At 66.9% G+C, this 24,863-nt stretch carries 28 protein-coding genes, 3 tRNA genes and 1 pseudogene; 20 read left to right on the top strand and 12 right to left on the bottom strand.

Going from position 1 to position 24,863, the window contains the following annotated elements; all coding sequences use genetic code 11:
• Positions 1-2: 2 nt before the first annotated feature.
• The 3 genes from AAYO93_RS16065 to AAYO93_RS16055 all read right to left on the bottom strand — a co-directional run bounded on the left by AAYO93_RS16065 (position 3) and on the right by AAYO93_RS16055 (position 2,161).
• Positions 3-665, bottom strand: coding sequence for a copper resistance CopC family protein (locus AAYO93_RS16065; protein ID WP_345762167.1), 663 nt, complete (start codon positions 663-665; stop codon positions 3-5).
• Positions 666-667: 2 nt separating this feature from the next.
• Positions 668-1,402, bottom strand: a complete 735-nt coding sequence (locus AAYO93_RS16060; protein ID WP_345762166.1) for a YcnI family copper-binding membrane protein — start codon at positions 1,400-1,402, stop codon at positions 668-670.
• A gap of 135 nt (positions 1,403-1,537) precedes the next feature.
• Entirely contained in the window at positions 1,538-2,161 is a 624-nt protein-coding gene (locus tag AAYO93_RS16055; protein WP_345762165.1) for a hypothetical protein, read from the bottom strand.
• Between the two features lie 558 nt (positions 2,162-2,719).
• Between AAYO93_RS16055 and AAYO93_RS16050 the strand changes: the two genes are divergently transcribed.
• Positions 2,720-3,745: a PDR/VanB family oxidoreductase gene (locus tag AAYO93_RS16050; RefSeq protein ID WP_345762164.1), complete on the top strand. Its 1,026-nt coding sequence runs from the start codon at positions 2,720-2,722 to the stop codon at positions 3,743-3,745.
• Positions 3,746-3,840: 95 nt separating this feature from the next.
• Here AAYO93_RS16050 and AAYO93_RS16045 read toward each other — a convergent pair whose 3' ends face one another.
• The 4 genes from AAYO93_RS16045 to AAYO93_RS16030 are packed head-to-tail and all read right to left on the bottom strand — an operon-like array spanning position 3,841 to position 6,873.
• Positions 3,841-4,182 (bottom strand): carboxymuconolactone decarboxylase family protein, encoded by a 342-nt coding sequence (locus tag AAYO93_RS16045; RefSeq protein WP_345762163.1) that lies wholly within the window; start codon positions 4,180-4,182, stop codon positions 3,841-3,843.
• The gene (locus AAYO93_RS16040) at positions 4,179-4,586 is read right to left on the bottom strand and encodes a (R)-mandelonitrile lyase (protein WP_345762162.1); all 408 of its coding nucleotides are present in this window, start codon (positions 4,584-4,586) and stop codon (positions 4,179-4,181) included. Before AAYO93_RS16040 ends, AAYO93_RS16045 begins: the two co-directional genes overlap by 4 nt.
• Positions 4,583-5,614 carry a zinc-dependent alcohol dehydrogenase family protein gene (locus AAYO93_RS16035; RefSeq protein ID WP_345762161.1) on the bottom strand — a complete coding sequence of 344 codons (1,032 nt, stop codon included), beginning with the start codon at positions 5,612-5,614 and terminating at the stop codon, positions 4,583-4,585. The genes AAYO93_RS16040 and AAYO93_RS16035 overlap by 4 nt, the downstream gene beginning before the upstream one ends.
• Complete coding sequence (locus AAYO93_RS16030) at positions 5,602-6,873, bottom strand: multidrug effflux MFS transporter (RefSeq protein ID WP_345762160.1); 1,272 nt, start codon at positions 6,871-6,873, stop codon at positions 5,602-5,604. The genes AAYO93_RS16035 and AAYO93_RS16030 overlap by 13 nt, the downstream gene beginning before the upstream one ends.
• Positions 6,874-6,974: 101 nt before the next feature.
• Here AAYO93_RS16030 and AAYO93_RS16025 point away from each other — a divergent pair, with 101 nt between their 5' ends.
• The 5 genes from AAYO93_RS16025 (at position 6,975) to AAYO93_RS16010 (ending at position 9,778) form a co-directional block, all read left to right on the top strand.
• Entirely contained in the window at positions 6,975-7,853 is an 879-nt protein-coding gene (locus tag AAYO93_RS16025; RefSeq protein ID WP_345762158.1) for a helix-turn-helix transcriptional regulator, read from the top strand.
• Positions 7,850-8,038 carry a DUF2255 family protein gene (locus AAYO93_RS20230; protein ID WP_434056648.1) on the top strand — a complete coding sequence of 63 codons (189 nt, stop codon included), beginning with the start codon at positions 7,850-7,852 and terminating at the stop codon, positions 8,036-8,038. The genes AAYO93_RS16025 and AAYO93_RS20230 overlap by 4 nt, the downstream gene beginning before the upstream one ends.
• Complete coding sequence (locus AAYO93_RS20225; protein ID WP_434056647.1) at positions 8,035-8,214, top strand: hypothetical protein; 180 nt, start codon at positions 8,035-8,037, stop codon at positions 8,212-8,214. Before AAYO93_RS20230 ends, AAYO93_RS20225 begins: the two co-directional genes overlap by 4 nt.
• A 99-nt stretch (positions 8,215-8,313) precedes the next feature.
• Positions 8,314-8,859 (top strand): cyclophilin-like fold protein, encoded by a 546-nt coding sequence (locus AAYO93_RS16015; protein ID WP_345762157.1) that lies wholly within the window; start codon positions 8,314-8,316, stop codon positions 8,857-8,859.
• A gap of 82 nt (positions 8,860-8,941) precedes the next feature.
• Complete coding sequence (locus AAYO93_RS16010; RefSeq protein ID WP_345762156.1) at positions 8,942-9,778, top strand: SDR family NAD(P)-dependent oxidoreductase; 837 nt, start codon at positions 8,942-8,944, stop codon at positions 9,776-9,778.
• Between the two features lie 123 nt (positions 9,779-9,901).
• Here the strand turns inward: AAYO93_RS16010 and AAYO93_RS16005 are convergent, their stop codons facing one another.
• Positions 9,902-10,894 carry an aldo/keto reductase gene (locus AAYO93_RS16005; RefSeq protein WP_345762155.1) on the bottom strand — a complete coding sequence of 331 codons (993 nt, stop codon included), beginning with the start codon at positions 10,892-10,894 and terminating at the stop codon, positions 9,902-9,904.
• A gap of 434 nt (positions 10,895-11,328) precedes the next feature.
• Here AAYO93_RS16005 and AAYO93_RS16000 point away from each other — a divergent pair.
• A pseudogene (locus AAYO93_RS16000) lies at positions 11,329-11,511 on the top strand (site-specific integrase); the annotation flags it as partial.
• A 77-nt stretch (positions 11,512-11,588) separates the two neighbouring features.
• On the opposite strand, the gene AAYO93_RS15995 reads toward AAYO93_RS16000, so the two are convergent.
• From AAYO93_RS15995 to AAYO93_RS15985, 3 genes are all read right to left on the bottom strand, one after another.
• Positions 11,589-11,661, bottom strand: a tRNA-Phe gene (locus AAYO93_RS15995).
• A 68-nt stretch (positions 11,662-11,729) separates the two neighbouring features.
• Positions 11,730-11,806 (bottom strand) — tRNA-Asp (locus tag AAYO93_RS15990).
• Between the two features lie 32 nt (positions 11,807-11,838).
• Positions 11,839-11,914, bottom strand: a tRNA-Glu gene (locus AAYO93_RS15985).
• A gap of 295 nt (positions 11,915-12,209) precedes the next feature.
• Here AAYO93_RS15985 and AAYO93_RS15980 point away from each other — a divergent pair.
• Positions 12,210-13,478 (top strand): M23 family metallopeptidase, encoded by a 1,269-nt coding sequence (locus AAYO93_RS15980; RefSeq protein ID WP_345762154.1) that lies wholly within the window; start codon positions 12,210-12,212, stop codon positions 13,476-13,478.
• Entirely contained in the window at positions 13,471-14,778 is a 1,308-nt protein-coding gene (locus AAYO93_RS15975) for a C40 family peptidase (RefSeq protein WP_345762153.1), read from the top strand. Before AAYO93_RS15980 ends, AAYO93_RS15975 begins: the two co-directional genes overlap by 8 nt.
• 27 nt (positions 14,779-14,805) lie before the next feature.
• On the opposite strand, the gene ppa is transcribed toward AAYO93_RS15975, so the two are convergent.
• Positions 14,806-15,300, bottom strand: a complete 495-nt coding sequence (ppa, locus tag AAYO93_RS15970) for an inorganic diphosphatase (RefSeq protein ID WP_345762152.1) — start codon at positions 15,298-15,300, stop codon at positions 14,806-14,808.
• 45 nt (positions 15,301-15,345) lie between these two features.
• On the opposite strand from ppa, the gene tilS reads away from it, so the two are divergent.
• The 11 genes from tilS to AAYO93_RS15915 all read left to right on the top strand — a co-directional run bounded on the left by tilS (position 15,346) and on the right by AAYO93_RS15915 (position 24,790).
• A complete protein-coding gene (gene tilS / locus AAYO93_RS15965; RefSeq protein WP_345762151.1) occupies positions 15,346-16,413 on the top strand; it encodes a tRNA lysidine(34) synthetase TilS in 1,068 nt (355 codons plus the stop codon).
• A 29-nt stretch (positions 16,414-16,442) separates the two neighbouring features.
• On the top strand, positions 16,443-16,994 hold the full coding sequence (gene hpt, locus AAYO93_RS15960; RefSeq protein WP_345762150.1) for a hypoxanthine phosphoribosyltransferase: 552 nt from the start codon (positions 16,443-16,445) through the stop codon (positions 16,992-16,994).
• Positions 16,995-17,149: 155 nt separating this feature from the next.
• The gene (gene ftsH / locus AAYO93_RS15955; protein ID WP_345762149.1) at positions 17,150-19,153 is read left to right on the top strand and encodes an ATP-dependent zinc metalloprotease FtsH; all 2,004 of its coding nucleotides are present in this window, start codon (positions 17,150-17,152) and stop codon (positions 19,151-19,153) included.
• An 18-nt stretch (positions 19,154-19,171) separates the two neighbouring features.
• Positions 19,172-19,747, top strand: coding sequence for a GTP cyclohydrolase I FolE (gene folE / locus AAYO93_RS15950; RefSeq protein ID WP_345762148.1), 576 nt, complete (start codon positions 19,172-19,174; stop codon positions 19,745-19,747).
• An 11-nt stretch (positions 19,748-19,758) separates the two neighbouring features.
• Complete coding sequence (gene folP, locus AAYO93_RS15945) at positions 19,759-20,550, top strand: dihydropteroate synthase (RefSeq protein WP_345762147.1); 792 nt, start codon at positions 19,759-19,761, stop codon at positions 20,548-20,550.
• A complete protein-coding gene (folB, locus tag AAYO93_RS15940; protein ID WP_434056646.1) occupies positions 20,543-20,929 on the top strand; it encodes a dihydroneopterin aldolase in 387 nt (128 codons plus the stop codon). The genes folP and folB overlap by 8 nt, the downstream gene beginning before the upstream one ends.
• Positions 20,926-21,537, top strand: a complete 612-nt coding sequence (gene folK, locus AAYO93_RS15935; RefSeq protein WP_345762146.1) for a 2-amino-4-hydroxy-6-hydroxymethyldihydropteridine diphosphokinase — start codon at positions 20,926-20,928, stop codon at positions 21,535-21,537. The genes folB and folK overlap by 4 nt, the downstream gene beginning before the upstream one ends.
• On the top strand, positions 21,534-22,013 hold the full coding sequence (locus AAYO93_RS15930; protein WP_345762145.1) for a DUF3180 domain-containing protein: 480 nt from the start codon (positions 21,534-21,536) through the stop codon (positions 22,011-22,013). The genes folK and AAYO93_RS15930 overlap by 4 nt, the downstream gene beginning before the upstream one ends.
• A complete protein-coding gene (locus AAYO93_RS15925) occupies positions 21,997-22,482 on the top strand; it encodes a PH domain-containing protein (protein ID WP_345762144.1) in 486 nt (161 codons plus the stop codon). Before AAYO93_RS15930 ends, AAYO93_RS15925 begins: the two co-directional genes overlap by 17 nt.
• Positions 22,479-24,044, top strand: a complete 1,566-nt coding sequence (locus AAYO93_RS15920; protein WP_345762143.1) for a PH domain-containing protein — start codon at positions 22,479-22,481, stop codon at positions 24,042-24,044. The genes AAYO93_RS15925 and AAYO93_RS15920 overlap by 4 nt, the downstream gene beginning before the upstream one ends.
• On the top strand, positions 24,041-24,790 hold the full coding sequence (locus AAYO93_RS15915) for a DUF2520 domain-containing protein (protein WP_345762142.1): 750 nt from the start codon (positions 24,041-24,043) through the stop codon (positions 24,788-24,790). Before AAYO93_RS15920 ends, AAYO93_RS15915 begins: the two co-directional genes overlap by 4 nt.
• The last annotated feature ends 73 nt before the right edge of the window (positions 24,791-24,863 follow it).

Here is a 24,863-nt window from a genome sequence, read left to right as displayed (position 1 = left end):
CTTCAATCGTCCGCGGGAGGACGGTTCGGTGTGCTTCCCGGCCCGCGACGTGCAGTGATCAGGACGATCACCACGCCGAGGAGGGCCAGCGCGATGATCCCGGCGGCAATGCCGACGACGAGGCCGAGGTCAGCACCGCCGCCACCCCGTCCGCCCGCTGCAGCTGCAGGCGGGGCTGCCGTCGAGCCCGCTCCGACAGCGTTTCCGCATTTCGGTCTCGCAGTGCTTCCGGCCGCAGGCGATGGATCGTTGCCGGGCCGATAGGTGAAGGCGATCGAATTGGACACCACATGCCCGTCGGCCGAGACGATCTGCCAGGTGACCGTGTAGCGCCCGGCCGGGCCGAGCGCGACGGGAACTGTGACGGTGCGATCGAGGATGGTGGGGCATCCGGTCTCGAAATGACGAGTGTCGGGTCCGACCACCTGCATCAGCGCCGACGAACCATCGCCGCGCAGGTCGAGAACGCGATCGTTGAACGTCAACGACACTTTCTCGATCGGAATCGTCTGCACCGAATTGGCGGCAGGGGTGCTGTCCACGAGATAGTCGTGGGCGCTGGCGCCGGCCGCAGGGGCCAGCGCCAGCACCGCGGCGACGACCGCGCCGAGCCCGACGAGAAAAACGGTCTGCCGGAATCTCGGCAGTCGGGTCGCCGCTGACATGACTACTGACCGTCGGTCGGTGCGACCCGGCCGCGGCGGGTCAACGCGACCACCGAGATGACGAGCGCGATCGCTCCAAGCGCGAGACCGCCGACAGCGACCCAGATCGCCACCGCTTCACTGGAGCTCGTGGCGGAAGAGACCGGAGCCGCGATCGGTGTCGCCGTCACAGTCGCCGCGCCGCTGTCGGCAGGCGGAGCGTCCTTGACGTAGAGCGTCGGTGCCGGGTGCTCCGGCTCAGCACCGGACGCGGGCGTCTTCTGGTCCCAGTTCACAACCGAGCCGTCGGAGTACGTCTGGTGCGTCGGAAGCAGGATGCTTCCCGTATCGGGCACTGCACCGGCGGAGATGACGAACTCCTGGAACTGTCCGGGCGCGATCTGCACGCCCTTGTCGGCGGTCCAGATCACCTTTACGGGCGCCTCAGTGACGGTGCCATCATCCGTTTTGATGGGCTTGGCGAGCTTCTCGGTGACGACCTGGGTCGACCACCCGGCGAGCGGAATGTAGGACACCGACCCGAAGGGGGTGTCGGTCGGCAGGTCGACTTCGAGCTTGACCGTTCCCGCGGTCGCGGATTCGGTCGGAACCTTGAAGGTCAGCGTGGCGTAGCTGCCCACGGACGCCTGGTTCGGGTCCACCTTCACGTGAGCGCTCGCCACCAGCGGCGCTGCCAGCACGAGAGCAGCAACCGCTGCCGCTGCGAAAGAGGTTCGAGCAAGGACACGTTTGTTCATCGGAGAAATATCCATTCTCGGCCGCGCCATGCGGGCGGCCGGGCACGAGGAAAAAGGGAAACGCGCAGCAGGGACCACGAGGTCAGAACCGTGCGGCACGGAAGATTGTCTGCCTCTTCGGGGCGCCAGCAGATGCTAAGCGAACGAGGCGTGCCCGGCCGGCGGGCCGCGGTGACGCATCTCACCGAGCACGACGGCTAGCTGCAGCGCATGCTCGGGCAGCGAGAGTACCCCCACCCGGGCTGCCGGGACCGTCTCGGGGGCCAGGATCAGATCCGAGCCGAACAGTCTTTGCAGCTGGAAGGCGGTGAACTCGCAGAGTGCCCAGAACGACGTCTCGCCGAAACGCAATGCGGCAATCGTCACTAACGCGGCGAAACCGTGCGAAACCCACATCGCTGCCGACTCCGGCGCCATCGGCGCCATGCTCGTTGCGCCCCCGGATGAGACCATCTCCAGATGGCTGCCCAGGTGAACGTGCCCAGAAGGGTCAGCGCCAGCGAAACTTCCCGACGGGCTCAGGGCGAAAAGGGTATGGAACAAGAACTGGCTGAGTGCCACCGACAGAGTGAGCCGCCACAAGGCCAACCCTCTACCGGCCAAGGCAATGCAGGCGAGGGCCGAGAACACCAGGCTCAGCGTGAGGGCGAGAGCACTGGGGGCTACGCCCCCGCCGGCCATGTGGAAAAGCGCAGCCACAAGGGTGGCGACGCTGGCCGCAAGCAGGCCGCGAACGACCCGTGCCCAACGCGATGCCATGACGCTCCCTCAGCAGATGTAGCTCAAGTCTATCGGCCGTGTTCTCGGCAGGCGTTTGTAGCCCGACCACATCCTCGATGTCCCCGCTTCTCGCACCGAACCTAGGGCATAGCGGGGAGAGTTCGGCGTTCGGGTACACTCGTGCCTATACAGGTGGGGTGAGGACACCCGGCGATCTGGTCGGCGTGAATAATCCCCCTCGGTGCATCCGACGCACTGGGCGAGCACTCGGACACGTCACGTCCCACCTGTGCGCTCTTCCCGGGCGGGACTCTACATTCCCGCTGGAGGAAGCAATGACGATCACCGCCGAAACCCTCGGCTGCCCATTCATCGATCCGGAGCGGATCTTCACTGACCTCGCCGGCATCCGGGCCAGTGCCGGGTTCCCCTTTTCCGCCACTTATGAAGCGCGAAAGGTCACCCGCTATGACGACATCGTCACGGCCCTGCACGACCCGGACACCTTCTCGTCCGAACCGGCTGTCGGTGATGTTCCCTCGCCGTGGAAGGAGCAGTTCGAGGGGCGAGTTCCCCCGCGGGGGACAGGGGCGCGGCATGGTGTCGCTCCCTGTCGAGTGGGATCCTCGCCTGACCTCCAAGCCGCGCATCCTGAGTCCGGTGGTCACGACCACTGCGACCACGACCGCGATCGATGTCACTGTCGTAGGGCGGCGTATTCTCAGCGATGCCGTCGTCGAGTTGTCCCTGAGTTCCGATGGGTCGCCGTTCCCGTCTTGGGAGCCGGGTGCCCACATCGACCTCGAACTGCCGGATGGGGCGATCCGCCAGTACTCGATCTGCGGTGGAGATCGCGACATCATCATCCGGATCGCTGTCCTTCGCGAAGAGGCAGGCCGAGGCGGCTCCCGATCAGTCCACGACCGCGTGCGGGTCGGCGACCGGCTCCGCGTCCGCGCGACGCGGAACCACTTCCGCCTCCGCGAGGCGCCCTTCTACCTGTTCGTCGCAGGCGGTATCGGGATCACGCCGATCCTTCCGATGATCGATGCGGCGGCCGCGACCGCCGCGGACTGGCGTCTGCTGTATCTGGGCAGGTCGCGTGACCGGATGCCGTACCTCGACGAGCTGCAGGACCAGTACGGACACCATGTATACGCCTGGCCGAGCGCAGAGCGCGGTTGGTATCCGCTCGATGACATCTGGGCCAGGATGCCCGCCGGTCCAGCGCTCGTCTATGGATGCGGACCCGAGGGTCTCCTCGCCGGCTTGGAGGACAGCGCGCGACGGTACGATGCGATCGACCGGGTCGTCATCGAGCGATTCCACCCGCGGAACATCGAGCACGAGCCCAATCCGCCGTTCGAGGTCACGCTTGCCCGTTCGGGAGCAGTGATGACGGTCAGTGAGGACGAGAGTGTTCTGGATGCGGTCAACAGGGCCGGCGCTAACGTGCTCTCAACCTGCAGGGAGGGCACATGCGGCACCTGCGAGGTGAGAGTGCTCGCTGGCATCCCGGAGCATCGCGACTCGGTCCTGTCACTCGAAGAACGCCTCGAGAACGCGTCCATGATGACGTGCGTCTCACGCTGCCGCGGACAGCACCTGGTGCTCGACCTGTGAACCACTCGCGTAGCCCGCGATCCCGGTAAATACGCGGAAGTTGGGCTGTTGCCCAGAACACCCGGTCAATGGTGCCGATGCGCCGGTAACCATGATCATTCGGCGACATCCTCGTTCTCGAAGACCTCTTTGGCGATGGTCATCGCGGACATCGCTTTGGGCCAGCCGGCGTAGAAGGCGAGGTGGGTGATCGCTTCGATGAGTTCTTGTTCGGTCACCCCGTTGTGGCGTGCGTGCTGCAGGTGGAAGCGCAGTTGGTCGGTATTGCCGCCGGCGAGGAGCGCGGTAACGGTGATGAGGCTGCGGTCGCGTTTGGAGAGTTCGGGCCGCTCCCATACTTCGTCGAAGAGCACTTTGTCGGTGTAGTGCACGAGGCCGGGCGCGAAATCGCCGAATGCGCGGTGGCCGCCGGTCCAGCCGGAATGCGGTTGGGTCATGATGTCCTCCCGTTGTATTCGTCGTCGGTGATGTGTTCTTTCCACGCGGTGGTCTCAATGGGGTTGTCGGAGTTTTCGAGCATGGCGATGTGCTCCATGAAGCATCCTGGGGCCGCCGCGTGCCAGTGGTCCTGGCCGGGTGGGGTGTAGAGGGTTTCGCCGGGATGAACCTCGATGATGTTGCCGTCGCGGTCACCGAACCGGGCGACGCCCTGAGTGACGCGCAGGTATTGGCCGCGGGAGTGGCTGTGCCAGGCGGTGCGGGCGCCGGGGGCGAATCGCACGGTGGCGACGACCATGCGCTGGTCCGCGTCGTGTGGGAGCGCGATGGGGTCGAGCCAGACGTCGCCGGCGAACTGTTCCGCCGGGTTCTTGGTGGTGGGGATGCGCGGTTCGATGTTCATGTTGTCTCCATTGTCAGAAGGACCTTGATGGCCCGGCGTTCGTCCATGGCTTGGTAGCCTGCGGCGGCGTCGTCCAGGGGGAGGGTGACGTCGAAGACGGCGCCAGGATCGATCTCGCCATCCATGATGAGCGTGATCAGCTCAGGAAGGAACCGGCGCACTGGTGCGGGGCCGCCGTGCAGGTGCACGCCGGAGAAGAACAGCTCAAGACCGGGGAGCTCGACGTCATGGGAGACGCCGACGTAACCGACGTGACCGCCGGGGCGGGTGGCGCGGATGGCCTGCATCATCGACTCCTGCGTGCCGACGGCCTCGATGGTGGAGTGCGCGCCGAGCCCATTGGTGAGCTCCTTGATCCTGGCCACGCCGTCGTCTCCGCGTTCCTCGACGATGTCGGTGGCGCCGAACCGGCGGGCGAGGGCTTGCCGGTCGGCATGGCGGCTCATCGCGATAATGCGCGTCGCGCCGAGTTGCTTGGCTGCGAGGATGCCGAGCAGTCCGACGGCACCGTCACCGACGACGGCGACGGTCTTACCCGCGCCGACTTCAGCAGCGACCGCGGCGAACCATCCGGTGCCCAGCACGTCGGAGGCGGCGAGCAGTCCCGGGATCTCCTCGGGTTTCGGCTGGCGGGGTGTGGCGACAAGGGTGCCGTCGGCGAGCGGGACGCGCAGCAGCTCCGCCTGGGTGCCGAGCGACCCCATCCCGATCGCGTGAATGCAGCGCGACTGGTAGCCGGCCCGGCAGATCTCGCAGGTGTTGTCGGAGGCGAAGAACGAGCCGACGACGAAGTCGCCGATCTTGACGTTCTTCACGGCGTCGCCGACCTGTTCGACGACGCCGACGTACTCGTGCCCCATCGGCGTCGGGCCGTTCACCGGCTCGATCCCGCGGTAGGGCCAGAGGTCGGAGCCGCAGATGCAGGCAGCGGTCACACGGATGATCGCGTCGGTGGGCTGCTCGATGATGGGGTCTTCGCGCTGTTCGACCCGGATGTCTCCGGGGGCGTACATGATCACTCCACGCATAGGGGTGTTCCTTCCGTTGTGAGGGTGTGCGACGTGTCCGCGACGGTCACGGCCGTTCGGCGAGCGAGGAAGATGACTCCCGCGATGGCCGCCAAGACGATGGACGTCGTGGTGACGAGGCCCAAGGGCAGGATGCTGAGGGCGCCGGCGACGCCGACCAGGGGGGCGGCGATGCCGCCGAACGCGAACCGGGCCGCGCCGAGCAGGGAGGAGGCGGTGCCGGCGATCTGTGGGTAGTCGGATAGCGCCAGGGTGGTCGAGGGCGGGCTGGTGATCGCGGTTCCACTGACCAGCAATAACAACGAAAGGATGACCACGATCAGGGGCAGGTGCGTCAGCCCGGAGGCCAGCAGCCCGGCAGCCCCGGCCCCCGCTACGATCAGGCCGATGACAAGAGTGCCGATGACGCTCCACCGTTCGCTGCTGCGGCCGGCGAGGTAGCCGAAGACCATGAACCCAGCAGAGTTCAGCCCGAACGCCAATGCGTACTGCTGCGGGGAGAGCCCGTACACGCCCTGCAACACGTAGGTGGCGCCGCTCAGATAGGCGAAGAGAGCCGCATAGACGAAGCCTTGCGCCAGTACGGCACCGACGAATCGGCGATCGCTGAAAAGTATGCGCATATCCGCTCCGACGCGGGCGAACCCGCCGGTTGTCCGCTCCGTTGCCGGCAGCGTCTCCGGGAACCCGAACGCAGCCCAGGCGAGAATGGCAGCTCCGATCCCGGCCAGGACAAGGAACAGCCCGCGCCAGTCCATCAGGGTGGAGAGCACGCCGCCGAGGAGGGGGCCGACGATCGCGGCGAATCCGCCGATCACGGTGAGCCGGCCGTAGAACCGGATCAGTCGGCCGCCGTCGTAGACGTCGCGTCCCGCAGCCTGGGCGATCACGATGCCGACACCGCCCGCAAGTCCTTGCACCAGGCGGGCCACGATCAGGATTTCAACGGTGGGACTGGCCGCACACAATGCCGAGACGATCACGTAAGCGGTGACCCCGATCAGCAGCGGCATCCGTCGGCCGTACCGGTCGGAGAGCGGTCCGGCGATCAGTTGGCCGCCGGCGAGGCCGATCAGGCAGGCGGTCACCGTCAGCTGCGCCAGCGAGGTCGCTGCGCCGAGCTCGGTCGTGAGTGCGGGAAGCGCGGGAAGGTAGAGGTCCATCGAGATCGGCCCGAACACGGTCAGGACCAGAAGGAGGGTCGCCAACCAGCGGCCGGCCCGAACCCGGTCAACTGCGGGAGCTAGAGAAACTGTCACGTGACAAGCAAAGCGCTCCTCGCCAGGCCGAGGGAGTCTCTGATGAGAGGTGTACTGACAGGGGACCCCTGATCGGCGCTGACGGACGTAACCTCGACTGCATGGATAACCGATCCGAGGTCCGCGAGTTCCTGATGTCGCGACGCGCCAGGCTGACCCCCGAACTCGCCGGCATCCCCGCCGGCCCCAACCGGCGGGTAAGCGGTTTACGTCGTTCCGAGGTCGCCACGCTCGCCGGCGTCAGCGTCGAGTACTACGCCAAGCTTGAACGAGGAGCGATCGCCGGAGCCTCCGCCTCCGTGCTCGACGCCGTCTCCCAAGCGCTGCAGCTCGATGACACCGAACGCGCACACCTGCTCGACCTCGCCAGGGCCGCCGACGGTATCCCCGCCTCCGGCCGCGGGCGCCGCCGGACCGTTCGTAACCCGGCGACGCGTCCGTCGCTGCACTGGGCGCTCGAGGCGATCACCGACGGTGTCGCGATCGTCCGCAACGCGCAATCGGATGTGATCGCCTTCAACCCACTTGGCCGAGCGTTCTACTCGCCCGTCATCGGCGACGGCGGGCGCACACCCAACCTGGCCCGGTTCCAGTTCCTCGACCCCGTCTCCCACGACTTCTACCCCGACTGGGAACTCTTCGCCGAAATGTGCGTCGCCTTCATGCGCGCGGAGGCCGGGCGTGACCCGCACAACCGGGCGATCCAAGACCTCGTCGGCGAACTCTCCACCCGCAGCGACACGTTCAGGCAACTCTGGGGTGCACACAACGTGCGAACCCACGGCGCAGGCACGAAAAGGTTCCACCACCCCATCGTCGGCGATCTCACGCTCGCGTACGAAGAACTCGCGATCACCGCAGAACCCGGACACATCCTCCTGATCTACACCGCAGAACCCGGCTCACCCTCTGCCGAAAGCCTGCGCCTCCTCGCCTCCTGGCAAGCCGACCATCTGCCGGTCGTGGAAAGCGCTCCATGACTGACTGGACCCCCGAGGAGCTTCGCGCGATAAGTACAACCGACGACTTTCACATCGCACCGTATCGCGCCGACGGATCGACTGTGGGCACTCTGGCCTGGATCTGGTCCGTCGTCGTCGACGGCGGCGTGTATGTGCGCGCCTACAACGGCACCGAGTCCCCTGGTATCAGGCTGCGCGCGTGAAGGATCAGATTGACGACGTCTACCGGAACAAGTACGCCGGAAGCCCATACCTGCCACCGATGGTCACCGCGCGTACCCGCGCGGCAACAGTTGGATCCACGCTGATCCTCGCAAGTCTCGCCGCAACCGTCTACTGCTCCCGCCTGACCGGACTGAAGGAGGCTCCATCATGGTGAGCACGCACCGACATGGTCGTGTTCGTGGCCGGCGGCGGGATCGGCCGCGCAACAGGCCTCGCCATCGGCCAACCCTCAGCGTCGACGGAGGACAAACCGGTGGTTAACCGAAACACCCGTTTCCGCCGGTATCGCGGCTCGCTGAGCGGGGGAATTGTGGTGCTCGCACTGGCGTTGACCGGATGCACCAGCAACGACAGCCCCACAACCACGACCGGATCCACCGTGCCTGCACCGGCAACCCCATCCCCAACCGCGACATTGCCGACCAACTCCCCATCCGAGGCGACCGTGACCGATACCGACATCCTCATCACCATCAACGCAACAACCATCCGCGGAACGCTCCAACCCAGCGCTGCGACCACGTCGCTTCTCTCCCAACTTCCCCTCGAACTTTCATTCCGCGACTACGGAGGCCAGGAAAAGATCGCAGACCTTCCCCGCCCGGTATCGCTCGACGGGATGCCCGCAGGCGGTGCAGCAGAACCCGGCACCATCGGCTACTACGCGCCCGACCAAGCCCTCGTGCTCTACTACAAACACGTCGACTACTTCACCGGCATCATCCCGATCGGCACCTTCACCGACCTCGAGGCGATCCAACAAAACAGCCAGTTCCGGGCCCGACTCACTGTCGCCTGAAGGCCTTCGCGAGCACCTGATTCAGGCCTGCCCGTCAGGGCAAAGCCGCTCATCGACAACACGCCCCCATAGGAGTCTCCGCATGACTAACAACAACGTATGGTTCATCACCGGCGCCGGCCGCGGGATGGGCGTTGACATCACACAGGCCGCTCTCGCGGGCGGCCACCGGGTCGTCGCCACAGCCCGCGACGCCGCGAAAGCGACAGCGGCTGTCGGTGAGCACGAGAACCTTCTCACCGTGTCCCTCGACATCACCGACACCGATTCCATCGACGCCGCAGTCAAAGTCGCTACGGAGCGCTTCGGCCGCCTCGACGTGCTCGTGAACAACGCCGGGAACTTCCAGCCCGGCTTCTTCGAAGAGGTCAGCCCCGAGCAGTTCCGTGCGCAGATGGAGACCAACTTCTTCGGCCCACTGAACGTGACCCGTGCTGTGTTGCCGATCATGCGCGCACAGCGGTCCGGCCACGTCGTCACCATCACTTCGACAGCGGGCATCGTCTCCGGTGCCTTCGGTAGTGCATACGGCGCATCGAAATTCGCTCTGGAAGGCTGGACCGAATCGCTTCGCGAAGAGGTCGAGCAGTTCGGCATCCGGGTTACCGCGGTCGAACCAGGATTCTTCCGCACCGAACTGCTGGTGGAGGGATCCTCCACCAGCTGGCCCGAGCTGTCGATCGATGACTACGCCACAACAACCGCGAAAACCATCGAAGAATGGAAGTCCATGAACGGCCAGCAGAGCGGAGACCCCGCCAAGCTCGCTGCGAACCTCGTCAAGGTCGTCGAGCTTGACGACGCGCCGGCGCGATGGGTGGCCGGCGCGGACGCCGTCGCGGCAATCACGGCGAAGGGACAGACCCTCATCGACCAGGCTCAGGCGCACCTCGACCTTTCCGCTGGTCTCGACCACTAGGAAACCGACAAGCGGTCGGGTGAGGGCCGTCTCGGTGGATGGCTGTGCATCAGTCCTCTCGTCCGAGAGGCTCTTCAGGACAGCCGCGGGCGAGCGGCCAGGCATAGACGCCTTTCACAGTGGTCAGAGGTTGGTCTGTGCCTCGAGAAAGCCGGGGTAGCGACCGCCTTCGATCTCGACCTCGGAGTACACCGCGGTGAGGCGGGCGAGATCGTCATCGGAGAGCGCGAGGTTCGCGGCGCCGATGTTCTCCTCCAGCCGGTGCAGCTTCGTGGTGCCCGGGATCGGGACGATCCAGGGCTTCTGCGCCAGCAGCCACGCGAGGGCAACCTGCGCCGGCGTAGCGCCGTTGGATGACGCGATCGACTTCACGAGGTCGACGAGCGCCAGGTTGTGTTGCATCGCATCCGCCGCGAACCGTGGGATTTGTGTGCGCAGGTCGCCGTCCTCGAACCTCGTCGAGGTGTCGATCGCACCGGTCAGGAACCCTTTGCCCAGCGGGCTGAACGGCACGAAGCCGATGCCGAGCTCTTCGCACGCGGCGAGCACGTCGTCCTCGGGGCGACGCCACCACAGTGAGTACTCGCTCTGAATCGCGGTCACCGGCTGAACGGCGTGGGCGCGCCGGATGGTCTCGGCTGCCGCCTCGGAGATCCCGTAATGCTTGACCTTGCCGGCCTCGATCAGCTCTTTGACTGCGCCGGCGAAGTCCTCGATGGGCACGTCCGGGTTGATGCGGTGCTGGTAGTACAGGTCGATGCTGTCGAGGCCGAGGCGCTGCAGGGAGCCGTCGACCGCACGCGGGAGGTCGTCCGGTGTGAGCATCCGCCCCCGGACCTTGCGTTCGACCGGGTCGATGTCCTGTGCGAACTTGGTGGCGATGACGACGCGGTCGCGGAACGGCGCGAGCGCACGCCCGACGAGTTCTTCGTTCGCGTGCAGCCCATAGATCTCCGCGGTGTCGAAGAAGGTGACGCCCCGGTCCACCGCGGCATGCAGGAGGTCGACCATCTCGGCCTGGTCGGGATGGGTGCTGTAGCCGCCGGACATGGTCATGCAGCCGAGGCCGATCGTTGAGACTTCGAGGCCGCTGGTCCCGAGGGTGCGGGTGTGCATGGGGTACTCCTTTGTTTTGTGTCCTACCGGTTTGAGCGGGTTAGCGTCGCAAGAAACCGGCTCGCGATCGCGGTGAGAAGAGCAGCGTGGCGGCGATGGTGAAGCTGATCTGTTCTGCAGTGCGATCCGGAGGTGCGGTTCGAGCTGCTCCCCGTTTCCAACCATGATCAGGCAGGAAGCGGTGACGAGGCTGCGGTCGCGCTTGCTCAGCTGGGGACGTTCCAACACGTCGCCGAAGAGCACGTCATCCATGAGGTCCACGATCTTCGGTGCAAAATCGTCGATCGCGTGACGAAGCGAGCTTGGTTCGGTGATGTCTGCCACGACGGGACCTCTTCTTGTCAGGCGAATTCGGCCGCCACATACATCAAACCCCTGCGGGCGCGTCAGTGGGTGGGCTGATAATCATCTCGGCAGCAAAAGGGGGCGCTAGTCACACGGCGGCATCGCTGGCGGTGTCGGCGGGAGCAAACGTGAAGTCTGTGCAACGGATGCTCGGCCACGCGTCGGCGGCCATGACTCTGGACGTCTACGCGGACCTGTTCGACAACGATCTGGATGCTGTTGCAATAGCGCTCAATGATGAAGCATCGAAATCAGTTGCGGTCAAAGTGTAGCCAAACGGCCGAATCGGGCAACTCATCGAGGGCATGAAAAAGCCCTACTCCCATGTAGAAGCTAGGGAGTAGGGCAGTGGCTCCGACCGGCATCGATCCGGTGACCTTTCGATTTTCAGTCGAACGCTCTACCAACTGAGCTACAGAGCCGAAAGCCGACTTCGAGAAGAAGAGGCCTTCTAGGCAGAAGCCCTTCCTCTCGGAAGGGCTTCTCGCCTTGGCGACCCTGACGGGACTTGAACCCGCGACCTCCGCCGTGACAGGGCGGCACGCTAACCAACTGCGCTACAGGGCCTCGATGTGAAGCTATTCAATTGTACGTGTAGTTGGTGACCCCAACGGGATTCGAACCCGTGCTACCGCCGTGAAAGGGCGGCGTCCTAGGCCGCTAAACGATGGGGCCGAGCACCTGCAATCCGCTCACACGCACCGCATTACTACCGACGCACAAGCATACGGACTCCTCGGCGAAATGCCAAACCGGGCGGATGGGCGCCCCGGCGAATCCCGCGACGGGCGCGAAATCACCGGGGTATCGCCTCACGGCCGGGTTACATTCTGCCTTGGCGGCCCCTCGGGGCCACCCATGTGGCGCGCCGTTGGCACTGGCTTCGGAGAAGTCCGTTGTTACTGTTAATAGTGTTGATCATGTGGCACGAGTGACGGATGGGAACACGAGCGACAGGTTCGAGGGAACGATGAGACGCACTGAACCGGCAGCAGGGAGCACCCCGAACCGGTCCCGCCTGCGCAACCGCTGGCGTGTGCGGACCGCGGTCGTCGCGATCTTCGCCATCGTCGCTGTCGGTTCCATCGCATCCCCCGCCTATGCGACGAGCTACCCGAGCTGGCAGGACGTCCAGAACGCGAAGGCGAGCCAGGCGGCCACCGCCGCGCAGGTCTCCCGCATCAACAGTCTCATCGCGCAGCTCAAGGCGCAGGTCGCCCAGACCCAGGCCGATCTGAAGAAGCGCGGTGATGAACTCCAGGTGGCTGAGGCGAACCTCGACGACGCCATCATCAAGGCGCAGCTGATTCAGGCGCAGGCGGATGCGAGCAAGGCGAAGGCGGATGCGGCGACGACGCAGGCGGGCCGGCTCGCCGCCCAGTTGTATCGCACGGGCGGCAGCGACCTGACGGCCAGCCTGTTCCTCAGCGGCAACGGTGCCACAAAGACGAGCCCGGAGCAGCTTCTTTCCGATCTGGGCAGCATGAGCAAGCTCGTCGAACGCTCGAGTGCCATCTACGCGCAGGCGAAGGCGAGCCAGAACACCGCGAAAGCCCTGGCAGAGAACGCTGCTGTAGCCCGTGCTGCGCGCGACAAGCTCCGCGTGATCGCCGTCGCCGCTCAGAAGGCCGCTGCGGCAGCGGCAGTGGCTGCGCAGAACAAGCTGGCCGAGCAGCAGAAGCAGATCATCGTGATGAGGGCGCAGCTGGCTGCGCTCAACAACAAGGTCGCGAAGACGGTCGCGGGCTACCAGGCGGGTGTCGCGGAGGCCGCGCGCAGAGCGGCCGCTGCGGGCTCGGGCGGTCTCCCGGGCGGCTATGTCGGGCCACAGGGCTGGGCTGTCCCCGCGGCCGGCCCGATCACCGACGGCTTCGGCCCGCGCGCATCCCCTGGCGGCATCGGCAGCACCTACCACCTGGGCATCGACATCGGCGCCTACTGCAACGCACCCATCTACGCCGCGCACGAGGGAACCGTGATCTATGCGGGCCCGTTCGGCTCCTACGGCAACTTCGTCCGTATCGACGTCGGTGGCGGTATCGACACCGGCTACGCACACATCCGCAACGGCGGGATCCTCGTCGGCGTCGGCCAGCACGTCGGGGCGGGCCAGCCCATCGCACGCGTGGGAACCACGGGGGCATCGACCGGATGCCACCTGCATTACGAGGTCCGGGTGAACGGCGACAAGATCGACGGCATCCCGTTCATGAGACAGAGGCAGGCACCACTTGGCTAGTCAGAACGACAAGAAGTCGCGCGTGCGACCGGTCACCGCGATCAGCGCGGGCGTCATGGGCGTCGTCACCGCATCCGTCGGCATCATCGCGCCACCGGCGTTCGCCGACAACTATCCGTCGTGGAACGACGTGCAGCAGGCGAAGGCCAACGTCACCCAGCAGCAGGCGATGATCGCCAACATCACGAAGCTGATCGCCGGCCTGCAGACGGCGGTCGACCAGGCTCGCATCGACTCCGAGAAGGCCGCGGAGGCGTACTTCCAGGCGAAGGATGCGCTGGATGCGGCCACAGCCAAGGCGGCGGACCTGAAGAAGCAGGCGGATGCGGCAGCTGCCAAGGCGAAGACCTCCCAGATGCGCGCAGGCCTCCTCGCATCCCACCTCGCGAAGACCGGCGGCGGCGGGGACCCGACCGTCGACCTGCTGTTGAACGGCGGAGGCGACGGCTCGGGCGCGGACAAGCTGCTCTACCAGCTGGGCACGATGAGCAAGCTCACCCAGCAGTCGCAGGACGTGTACGCGGAGGCGACGAAGGACAAGAACACCGCAACCGCTCTCACCGACCAGGCCAACGTCGCGAAGACGGAACGCGCGAAGCTCGCGGAGGCGGCGAGTGTCGCCCTGGCTGCCGCACAAGCCGCCCAGACGAAGGCGCAGGCGGCGCTGGCGACCCAGCAGACGAAGTCGACAGAACTGATCGCCCAGCTCGCGACCCTCAAGAACACTTCGGCGCAGGTGGAGAGCGCCTACCTGGTGGGCGAAGCGAAGCGCAAGGCCGCCGAGGAGGCTGCGCGCCAGGCTGAGATCCGCCGTCAGCAGGCGCTCGCCGCGCAGCAAGCACAGCAGGCCCAGCAGAACCAGAACCACGGCGGCGGTGGAGGCGGTGGCGGCGGCGGCGGCGGAACGGTCGCGCCCCCGAACGGCAACGTCGTGCAGACCGCGCTCAACTACGCGTACGCGCAACTGGGCAAGCCCTATATCTTCGGCGGCGAGGGCCCCGGCGGCTACGACTGCTCCGGCCTCACGATGAAGGCCTACGCCTACTCCGGCGTGTACATCGGCTCGCACTCGGTGAACAACCAGTGGTATACCGGCGCTGCCAGGGGCCAGGTCGTCTCATTCAGCCAGCGGCAGGCGGGCGACCTCATCTTCTGGGGCGACGGCCCGGGCAACTTCTACCACGTGGGCATTTCGCTCGGCGGCAACATGATGATCGCCGCACCCACCGAGGGCGACGTCGTCAAGATCCAGTCGGTCTGGGGCAGCCCCTGGTACCAGGTGATCCGCCCCAGCGCCTGACCTGACGTAGACCCATCCGGCGGAAGGCTAGTGCCTGCCCTCGTCGGCGAGCTTCTTGAAGCCCGCCTCGACGATGGCTTCGGCCTCAGCCGCGTTGCCCCACGCCTCGAGCTTGACCCACTTGCCGGGCTCGAGGTCTTTGTAGTGCTCGAAGAAGTGTTGGATCTCGTCGCGCGTCTGGTGGGGCACGTCGTCGATGTCCTGGATGTGCTGCCAGCGCGGGTCCTTGTACGGGACCGCGATCACCTTGGCATCGCTCCCGGCCTCGTCGCTCATGTTGAGCACGCCGACCGGACGCACCTTGACGCCGACACCCGGGAACACCGGGTACTCGAGCAGCACGAGCACGTCGACCGGGTCGCCGTCGAGCCCGAGGGTGTTCTCGAAGAAGCCGTAGTCGGTGGGGTAGACGAAGCTCGTGAACAGCACGCGGTCGAGGTAGACGCGGCCCGTCTCGTGGTCGACCTCGTACTTGTTGCGACTTCCGCGCGGGATCTCGACGATCACGTCGTATTCGGCCATGAGTTTTCTCTCCCTCGTTTCACAAGACTCCAATAACGTTAGTGGATGCACGCCAGCGGTTCACCGGCACGACGGCCCCGGCTCACCCCGCCGATCGCGGATGTCCGCCGCGCGGTCCGCGAGGCGCTCACCGGTCTCGACGGGGTCGGCCTGGACGGCGAAGGACCGGATGCGGTGACCCTGCCCGAGTCGGGGGATGCGCGGTTCGGCGGCCTCGTTCTCGTCGGGCTCAGCGGGGGAGCTGATTCGCTCGCACTCGCAGCGGCGACGGCTTTCGAGGCGCCCAGGGCGGGCATCCGCGCGGGAGCGATCATCATCGATCATGGCCTTCAGGCGGGGTCGGCGGAGGTCGCCGAAGCGGCAGCCGAGCAGGCGAGGGCCATGGATCTCGATCCGGTGATCGTCAGCCGGGTCGCGGTGACAGCATTCGACGGCCCGGAAGCATCAGCCCGCTCGGCACGGTTCGCCGCGTTCGACCGGGCGATGGAGGAGACCGGCGCCAGCCACGTCCTCCTCGCCCACACGCTCGACGACCAGGCGGAGACGGTCCTCCTCGGGCTGGCCCGCGGGTCGGGGCCGACGAGCCTGCGTGGGATGGCGGCGGAGACCGGACCCTATCTGCGCCCGCTGCTCGGCATCCGCCGCGCCACGACGAGCCTGTTCTGCGCAGACAGCGGTCTGGTGCCGTGGGAGGACCCGCACAACGCCGACACCGCATTCACCCGCGTGCGAGTGCGCAGCATCGTCCTCCCCGTTCTCGAAGCCGAACTCGGTCCGGGCGTCGCCGAAGCGCTGGCACGCACGGCCGAGCAGCTGCGCGAAGACTCCGACGCGCTCGACGCGCTCGCGCTCGAGTGGGCGCTCGAACTGACCAGCCAGGACGCGGATGGCGCGGTCGCCCTGGATGTTCGCGGACTGGCCGCCGATCCGCCCGCCCTCCGTCAGCGCATCATCCGACTGGTCGTGGCCAACGAGTTCGGCGTCTCGCTCGAACGGGTGCACACACTGGCGGTCGCCGAGCTCATCACCGACTGGCACGGTCAGAAAGCTCTCACCCTGCCAGGCGTTAGAGTTGTCAGGCAGAACGGGCTGCTCATCTTTACTCAGGCATAGGCCACGAACCCAAAGGATCGCACCGCTCCATGGAACTCACGGACGTTTCCGACGACCTGACCGAGATTCTCATCAGTGAGGAGCAGATCCGGAGCCGGATCGCCGAGCTCGCGCGAGCGATCGAGGCGGACTACGCGGATACGGATGTTCTGCTCGTCGGCGTGCTGAAAGGTGCGGTCATGGTCATGGCCGACCTCGCCCGCGAGCTCAAGATCCCGGTCACGATGGACTGGATGGCCGTCAGCTCCTACGGGTCCGGCACCCAGTCGAGCGGCGTCGTCCGCATCCTCAAGGACCTCGACACCGACCTCAGTGGCCGTACCGTCCTGATCGTCGAAGACATCATCGACTCCGGGCTGACGCTGTCGTGGCTGCTCTCCAACCTCAATTCGCGCGGTCCGGCATCCGTCGAGATCTGCACGCTGCTGCGCAAGCCGGAAGCGGCGCGAGTCGACATCGACGTGAAGTACGTCGGCTTCGAGATCCCGAACCAGTTCGTGGTCGGGTACGGCCTCGACTACGACGAGAAGTACCGCAACCTTCGCGGTGTCGGCATCCTTGCGCCGGGGGTTTACTCGTAGGCGTTCGCACGGGTTTTTGCCGCGGGTAGTCACCTCGGCAGCGCAGCTGCCTCGGCGCTGGGACCGCGGGATCGCGATGCGATCCTCATAGCGCAGTCCGCGCCAAGCGAACACGCAGCAGGCATTCAGCGCTGAAGCGATACTCTTGCCTCACCATGAACGTCAAGAAGATCTTCCGGGGCCCGATCCTCTACATCGTGCTGGCCGTCATCGCTGTCTGGATCGGCTCGAGCCTCATAACAATGTCGGGCTTCAAAGAGATCTCGACCCAGAAGGGTCTGGAGCTGCTCCAGAACGACAAGGTCGCAAGCGCCAAGATCGTCGACGGCGAGCAGCGCGTCGACCTGACGCTCAGCAGCCCTGATCCGACGCTCGGCAGCCAGGTGCAGTTCTACTACGTGGCGCCTCGCGGTGCAGACGTGGTGCAGGCAGTCGACAACGCGAAGCTCTCGAAGGGCTTCAACGACGAGGTTCCGCAGCCCAACTGGCTGCTCTCGGCGCTCGGCTTCCTCCTGCCCGTGCTGCTGATCGGCGTGTTCTTCTGGATCATGCTCTCCGGCATGCAGGGCGGCGGCAACAAGGTCATGCAGTTCGGCAAATCGAAGGCCAAGCTCGTCTCGAAGGAGAGCCCGAAGGTCACCTTCGACGACGTCGCAGGCAGCGACGAGGCGATCGAAGAACTGCAGGAGATCAAAGACTTCCTCAAGGAGCCGGCCAAGTTCCAGGCGGTCGGGGCGCGCATCCCGAAGGGCGTGCTGCTGTACGGCCCTCCCGGAACGGGTAAGACGCTTCTCGCACGTGCCGTGGCCGGTGAGGCGGGCGTTCCCTTCTACTCCATCTCCGGTTCGGACTTCGTCGAGATGTTCGTCGGCGTCGGCGCGAGCCGTGTGCGCGACCTGTTCCAGCAGGCCAAAGAGAACTCTCCGGCGATCATCTTCGTCGACGAGATCGACGCGGTCGGCCGCCACCGTGGCGCAGGCCTCGGCGGTGGGCACGACGAGCGCGAGCAGACGCTGAATCAGCTCCTCGTCGAGATGGACGGCTTCGACGTCAAGACGAACGTCATCATGATCGCGGCGACGAACCGCCCAGACATCCTCGACCCGGCGCTGCTGCGTCCCGGTCGCTTCGACCGCCAGATCGGCGTCGACGCTCCCGACCTCAACGGGCGCAAGAAGATCCTCGAGGTGCACGGTCGCGGCAAGCCGCTCGCCGCAGGCGTCGACCTCGAAGTCCTCGCTCGCAAGACGCCCGGCTTCACCGGCGCCGACCTCGCGAACGTGCTGAACGAGGCCGCGCTGCTGACCGCGCGCTCGAACGCCCAGCTGATCGACAACCGGGCCCTCGACGAGGCAGTCGACCGCGTGATCGCCGGTCCGCAGAAGCGCACCCGCGTCATGAAAGACCAGGAGAAGGTGATGACGGCCTACCACGAGGGTGGACACGCCCTCGCTGCCGCCGCGATGCGGTACACCGACCCGGTCACCAAGATCACCATCCTCCCGCGTGGACGCGCACTCGGTTACACGATGGTTCTCCCGCTCGAAGACAAGTACTCGATCACCCGCAACGAGCTGCTCGACCAGCTGACGTACGCGATGGGTGGCCGTGTCGCCGAGGAGATCGTGTTCCACGACCCCACCACCGGCGCATCGAACGACATCGAGAAGGCGACCTCCATCGCCCGCAAGATGGTCACCGAATACGGCATGAGTGCAGAGGTCGGCTCGGTCAAGCTGGGCCAGTCGTCGGGCGAGATGTTCCTCGGTCGCGACATGGGTCACCAGCGGGACTACTCGGAGCGCATCGCCGAACGAGTCGACGCCGAGGTTCGTGCGCTCCTCGAGAAGGCGCACGACGAGGCGTGGGAAGTGCTCAACAACAACCGCCCGATCCTCGACCGGATCGCCGCGGAGCTCCTCGAGCACGAGACTCTCGACCACAACGAGATCGCCGAGATCTTCGCCGACGTGGTGAAGCTTCCCGAGCGTCCCCAGTGGCTGTCGAGCGACAAGCGCCCCATCTCCGACATCCCTCCCATCGCGATGCCGGTGAAGGCGCCGATCAACGCCGGTGCTGTCGACGGTGGCGTCGATTCCGAGCCGCCGTCGAAGCCGAAGCGCTCACCTGTTCGCAAGCCGCGGCCGGCCACGGCCTAGGCCGGGGCTGGGGTGCGCATGACCGGAATCGATCGGAAGCGCATCGAGGCAGCCGTCGCTGAGATCCTCGCCGCCATCGGCGAGGATCCTTCGCGTGCCGGGCTCGTCTCGACTCCGTCACGCGTCGCCGACGCCTATGAGGAGTTCTTCTCCGGGCTCGGCGAAGACCCGGCCGAGCTTCTCGGCGAAGGCGTCCCCCTCGAAGGACACGACGCCGAGACCGTACTGCTGCGCGACATCTCCTTCCGTTCGATCTGCGAGCACCACCTGCTCCCGTTCCTCGGGGTCGCGCATGTCGCGTACCTGCCGAACGAGCGCGTGGTCGGGCTGGGGCGCATCCCCCGAGTGGTCGAGACCCTGGCCTCCCGCCCGCAGATGCAGGAGCGTCTGACAGAAGAGATCGCCGACACCTTGCAGAACGGGCTCGACGCCCGCGGCGTGCTCGTGGTGCTCGACGCCCAGCACAGCTGTGTATCGACCCGGGGCGCTCGCCAGACCGAGAGCACGACGGTCACCGTCGCCAGCCGGGGCGAGCTCGCCGACCCTGCAGCACGGGCCGGTCTGCTGGCCCTGATCGGACGCGGGGTGGCGTGAGGACGCTTGTGATGGGCGTCCTCAACGTGACGCCGGACTCGTTCAGCGACGGCGGGCTCTACCTCGAGCCGGGCTCGGCTGTGGAGCACGCCCTGAACCTCGTCGAGGAGGGCGCCGACCTGATCGATGTCGGCGGCGAGTCGACGCGACCCGGTGCCGTACGCGTCGACCCGGCTGAGGAGCAGGCACGCGTCGTCCCGGTGATTCGCAAGCTGGCCGAACGCGGGGTCACGGTGAGTGTGGACACGATGAACGCGTCGACCGCGCGGGCGGCAGCGGATGCGGGAGCAGCTATCATCAATGACGTCTCCGGTGGCCTCGCGGACCCCGGAATGCCTGCGGCCGTCCTCAACACAGGACTGACCTATGTCGTGATGCACTGGCGCGGGCAGAGCGATTCCATGGATGCTCTGGCCACCTACGGGGACACGGTCGCCGAGGTGAGTGCTGAGCTCCGCGCCCGCATCGCCGACCTCACCGATCGCGGCGTCGACCCGGCGAAGCTCATCATCGACCCGGGTCTGGGCTTCTCGAAGAAGGCGGCGCACAACTGGCAGGTGCTCGGCAACCTGCGCGAGTTCGTCGAGCTCGGTTATCCGGTACTGATCGGTGCATCCCGTAAACGGTTCCTCGGTGCGCTGCTGCCGGAGGGCGCGCTCGCGACGGATCGCGACCAGCCCACCGCCGTCATCAGCGCACTGGCAGCACAGGCGGGCGTCTGGGGTGTCCGCGTACACGACGTCGCCGGCACCCGCCTCGCGCTCGATGTGGTCGAGGCATGGCAAGCTGGACGAGATGACTAGGCAAGACGGGGCGCGCGGATCGGACTCGATAACACTCACCGGGCTGCGGGTCCACGCGAACCACGGTGTCTACGACTTCGAGCGCGAACAAGGCCAGGAGTTCGTGATCGACGTGACCGCCTGGCTCGACTTCGCCCGTGCCGCGACCTCCGACGACGTGTCGGCGACCGTCCACTACGGTGAGCTCGCCGTCGAAGTCGCCGAGGCGGTGCGCCGCGATCCGGTCGACCTCATCGAGACTCTCGCAGAACGGATCGCGGGGGTCGTCCTCGCGCATCCGCCGGTCGATGCAGTCCGGGTGACCGTGCACAAGCCGAACGCACCCATCACGGTGCCGTTCGCCGACGTCTCCGTCACCATCGATCGGGAACGCGCATGACCGCGCCGCAGCATCCGCGCCCCCAGCGTATGCGTGTGTCGGTGCCGGCCGTCCTGGCGCTCGGGAGCAACCTGGGAGACCGGGAGGCGACCATCCGCAAGGCCGTCGCCGACCTCGATGCAGCGGACGGCATCCGGGTCCAGCAGCTTTCGCCGTTGATCGAGACGCCGGCCCTCAAGCTGACCGGTGTCGACTACACGGCCCCCGCCTACCTGAACGCGGTCGTGCTGGTCGACACGGTGCTGGGGCCGCATGACCTCCTCGACGCTGTGAATGCCGTCGAAGAGGGGCACGGCCGCGTTCGCGAGGAGCGCTGGGGCGACCGCACGCTCGACATCGACATCATCGACTACGACGGGCGCCGGCTGGACGACGAACGGCTGACGCTCCCGCATCCGCGCGCCTGGGAGCGGTCATTCGTCCTCGCGCCGTGGCACGCCGTCCAGCCGGATGCTGAGCTCGCGGGACACGGACGCATCGACCTGCTCCTGACCGCCGCCGGTGACGCGTATCGGCCGTATCCTGACAGCGACACTGCAGTCAGTGCCGTGCACGGCGCCAGTGCCGCGCAGGATCCCGCAGAAGACGAGAACGGGGGTGCCGTGTGAAGCGCACACGACCGACCCCGCTGATCGGGCTGGCGGTCGCGGGTCTCGTCGTCGGATTCCTCGTCGAGCTGGGCTCGGCCGGGGCCGGCCTTGCCGTGTTCATCCCGCCGCTGTCGCTGCCCATCACCCTCGTCGCGATCGCGGCCATCGTCATCGGCTTCGCGGTCCCGATCCGTCGCGCGACCCACGCGAAGGTGCGCACCAGGATCGACCCGTTCCGAGCGATGCGGGTCGCTGTGCTGGCGAAGGCCTGCAGCCTCAGCGGCGCGCTCCTGACCGGCGCCGGGATCGGCGTGCTCGCCTACCTGCTCAGTCGTTCCGTGCTTCCCGCATCCGGTGCCATCCTGCAAGCGGTCGCATCAACCCTCGGCGCCGCCATTCTGCTCGCCGCCGGCCTCGTCGCGGAGTACCTGTGCACCCTCCCGCCCGAAGACGACGACAAGAAACCGGAAGGCGACCATGCCAGGGCGTCTTGATCTCGCGACCGGCGAATGGAAGCGGGTCTCGCCGCGGTATGTCGTCGTCGTCATCGTCGGCTCCCTGGTGAGCGGACTGGTGCTGAGCGCGATCGCGACGTTCCTGTGGCTGGTCGCCGGTCTCACCTGGGCGTGGATCGCGCTCGTCGTGATCGTCGCGATCACGGTCATCCAGCTGATCATCGCACCGCGCCGCGCCCGCGCGATCGGCTATCGGATGCGCGATGACGACCTCCTGTTCCGCCGCGGCATCATGTTCCAGCGTTTCGTCTCGGTGCCGTACGGACGCATGCAGCTGATCGACATCAACCGCGGCCCCGTCGGACGGCTGCTCGGCCTCGCCGACCTCCGGTTCGTCACGGCCGCGGCGTCGACGAACGTCTCGATCCCGGGGCTCCCGGAGACCGATGCCGCCGACCTGCGCGACCGGCTGGTGGAGCTGGCGGAGAGCCGCCGGGCCGGACTGTGACCGGCGAGCGGCTGACTGCGGCGGAACGCGCCGCCGAGCAGCTGACCGACGGCGAATGGCACCGGCTGCACCCGGCCACCCCGCTCCTGAGGGGCGGCATCGTCTTCATCGCGGTGCTCGGCATCGTCCTGTCGAACCTCCGGGAACGTCTCGTCAGCTTCTTCATCGGCGCCCCCGACTTCGGCGGGGACCCCATCGATGAGATCTACAACCGCGGACTCGAAGGCTGGGCGCTCCTCGGGGTGGCGGTCGTGCTCATCGTCTGCATCGGCGCGTTCTACCTCTCGTGGCGCATGCACAGCTTCCGCATCAGCGACGACGCGGTCGAGGTGCGCAGCGGCATCCTGTTCCGCACGCAGCGCAAGGCCCGGCTCGACCGCATCCAGGGCATCAATCTGGTCAGACCGGTCATCGCCCGCGTGTTCGGTGCGGCGAAGCTCGAGGTCAGTGTGGCCGGTCACGACGCGAATGTGCAGCTGTCGTACCTGTCGTCGCAGCTGGCGGATGCGCTCCGCGCCGACATCCTGCGCCTCGCGTCGGGTGCGAAGTCGGCCCAGCGCGTGCAGCAGGGGGCTCCGGCGACGGGCGCGGCCGGGGTCGCCGACATCCTGAACCAGCGCGTGAACGAATTCCTCGCCCCGGAACTCCACCCCGATCTGGCGCCGCCGGAGTCCGTCGTGACGATACCGCCGGTCCGCCTGATCGGGTCGATCGTCCTCAGCGGATTCACCGTGTTCCTCCTGCTCGTCGGCGCGGGGCTGATCACCGGAGCCGCGACCGGGCGGCTGTGGCTGCTGCTGGTCGTGCTGCCCGGCCTCATCGGGTCGATCAGCTTCTACATCCGGCGGTTCACGAAGTCTCTTCGCTACAGCATCGCCGGAACGCCGGACGGAGTGCGGGTCGGTTTCGGGCTGTTCAGTCTCAGCAACGAGACGCTGCCGCCGGGGCGCATCCACGCCGTCGACGTCTCGCAGCCGCTCCTCTGGCGCCCGTTCGGCTGGTGGCAGATCCGCATCGACACGGCAGGTCACTCGACGGAGAAGGGTGCGGCCGGGCAACCCAACACCACGATGCTGCCGGTCGGCGACCTCGACGACGTCGCGCGCGTCCTGTCGCTGGTCCTCCCCGAGTTCGCGACGCCCGCGCACCGCGAACTCGTCGTCGCCGGAATGACCTCCCGCGGGCGCGACGGGTTCGTCGGTGCGCCGCGCCGGGCCGCCTGGTTCCGGCCGTTCTCCTGGCAGCGCACCGGCTACACCCTCACCGACGGGGTGGTGCTGCTCCGGCGCGGCTTCTTCTGGCGGAGCCTCGCGATCGTTCCGCTGGCCCGGCTGCAGAGTCTCGAACTGTACCAGGGACCGCTCGATCGGATGCTCCGCCTCGCCTCGGCCCGCCTCCACACCGTGTCCGGTCCCGTACGGCCGCGCCTCGCCGTGATCGACCGCGACCGCGGTGTGGAGCTGTTCGATGCGGTGTCGGCCGGTGCGATCACGTCGGCGCGTTCGGATCGGAGCCACCGGTGGAACGAGTCGGCCGAGTCGGCCGAGGGAGGCCCGACATGATCGAACGCCGTGCAGGACGTCTCGGAATCGGCATCATCGGCGCGGGCCGGGTCGGTCCCGTGCTGGGGGCTGCGCTCGCCGGTGCCGGGCATGCCATCGTCGGGATCTCTGCGGTGTCGGAGCGGAGCCGGGAACGGGCGGACGCGATTCTTCCCGGCGCCCCGGTGCTCGACATCCCGACGATCGTGGAGCGCAGCGAACTCGTCATCCTGGCGGTTCCCGACGCGGAGCTTCCGTCACTCGTCGCGGGCCTCGCGGCGACCGGGAACTGGCAGCCCGGCCAGATCGTGCTCCACACGGCGCCGGGGTTCGGGGTGGAGGTGCTGGCCCCTGCCGCCGCAGCCGGCGCGATCCCACTGGCTGTGCATCCGGCGCTCGCCTTCACCGGCACGAGCCTCGACATCGCGCGACTCCAGGAGACCTACTTCGCTGTTACAGCGCCGGCGGCCGTGCTGCCCATCGGGCAGGCTCTCGTCGTCGAGATGGGTGGCGAGCCTGTCGTCGTCGCGGAGGGCGACCGTGCGGCGTATGCCGAAGCGATCGCGACCGCCAGCACGTTCTCCCGGGCGATCGTGGAACAGGCCACGGGCATCCTCAGCGGCATCGGGTTCGAGCATCCCGGTTCGTTCCTGAGCTCTCTAGTGCGGTCGACCGTGGACAATGCGCTCACGCGCGCGTCGGCCCCGTCCATCGATCCGGCTGCGTTGCTCGACGGCCGGGATGAGCCGCTGGACCCGCTCGGCTGACGACTTGCCAGTTGTTGTCGCAAGATCCACGGGCGAGGCGACAACGAGTGCCAACTCGGACATGACGACGAGC

It is taken from the genome of Diaminobutyricibacter sp. McL0608 (assembly GCF_039613825.1).
GTDB lineage: Bacteria > Actinomycetota > Actinomycetes > Actinomycetales > Microbacteriaceae > Diaminobutyricibacter.
The sequence above is the reverse complement of the archived record's forward strand: the minus strand, read 5'-3'. Positions and strand labels throughout refer to the sequence as shown.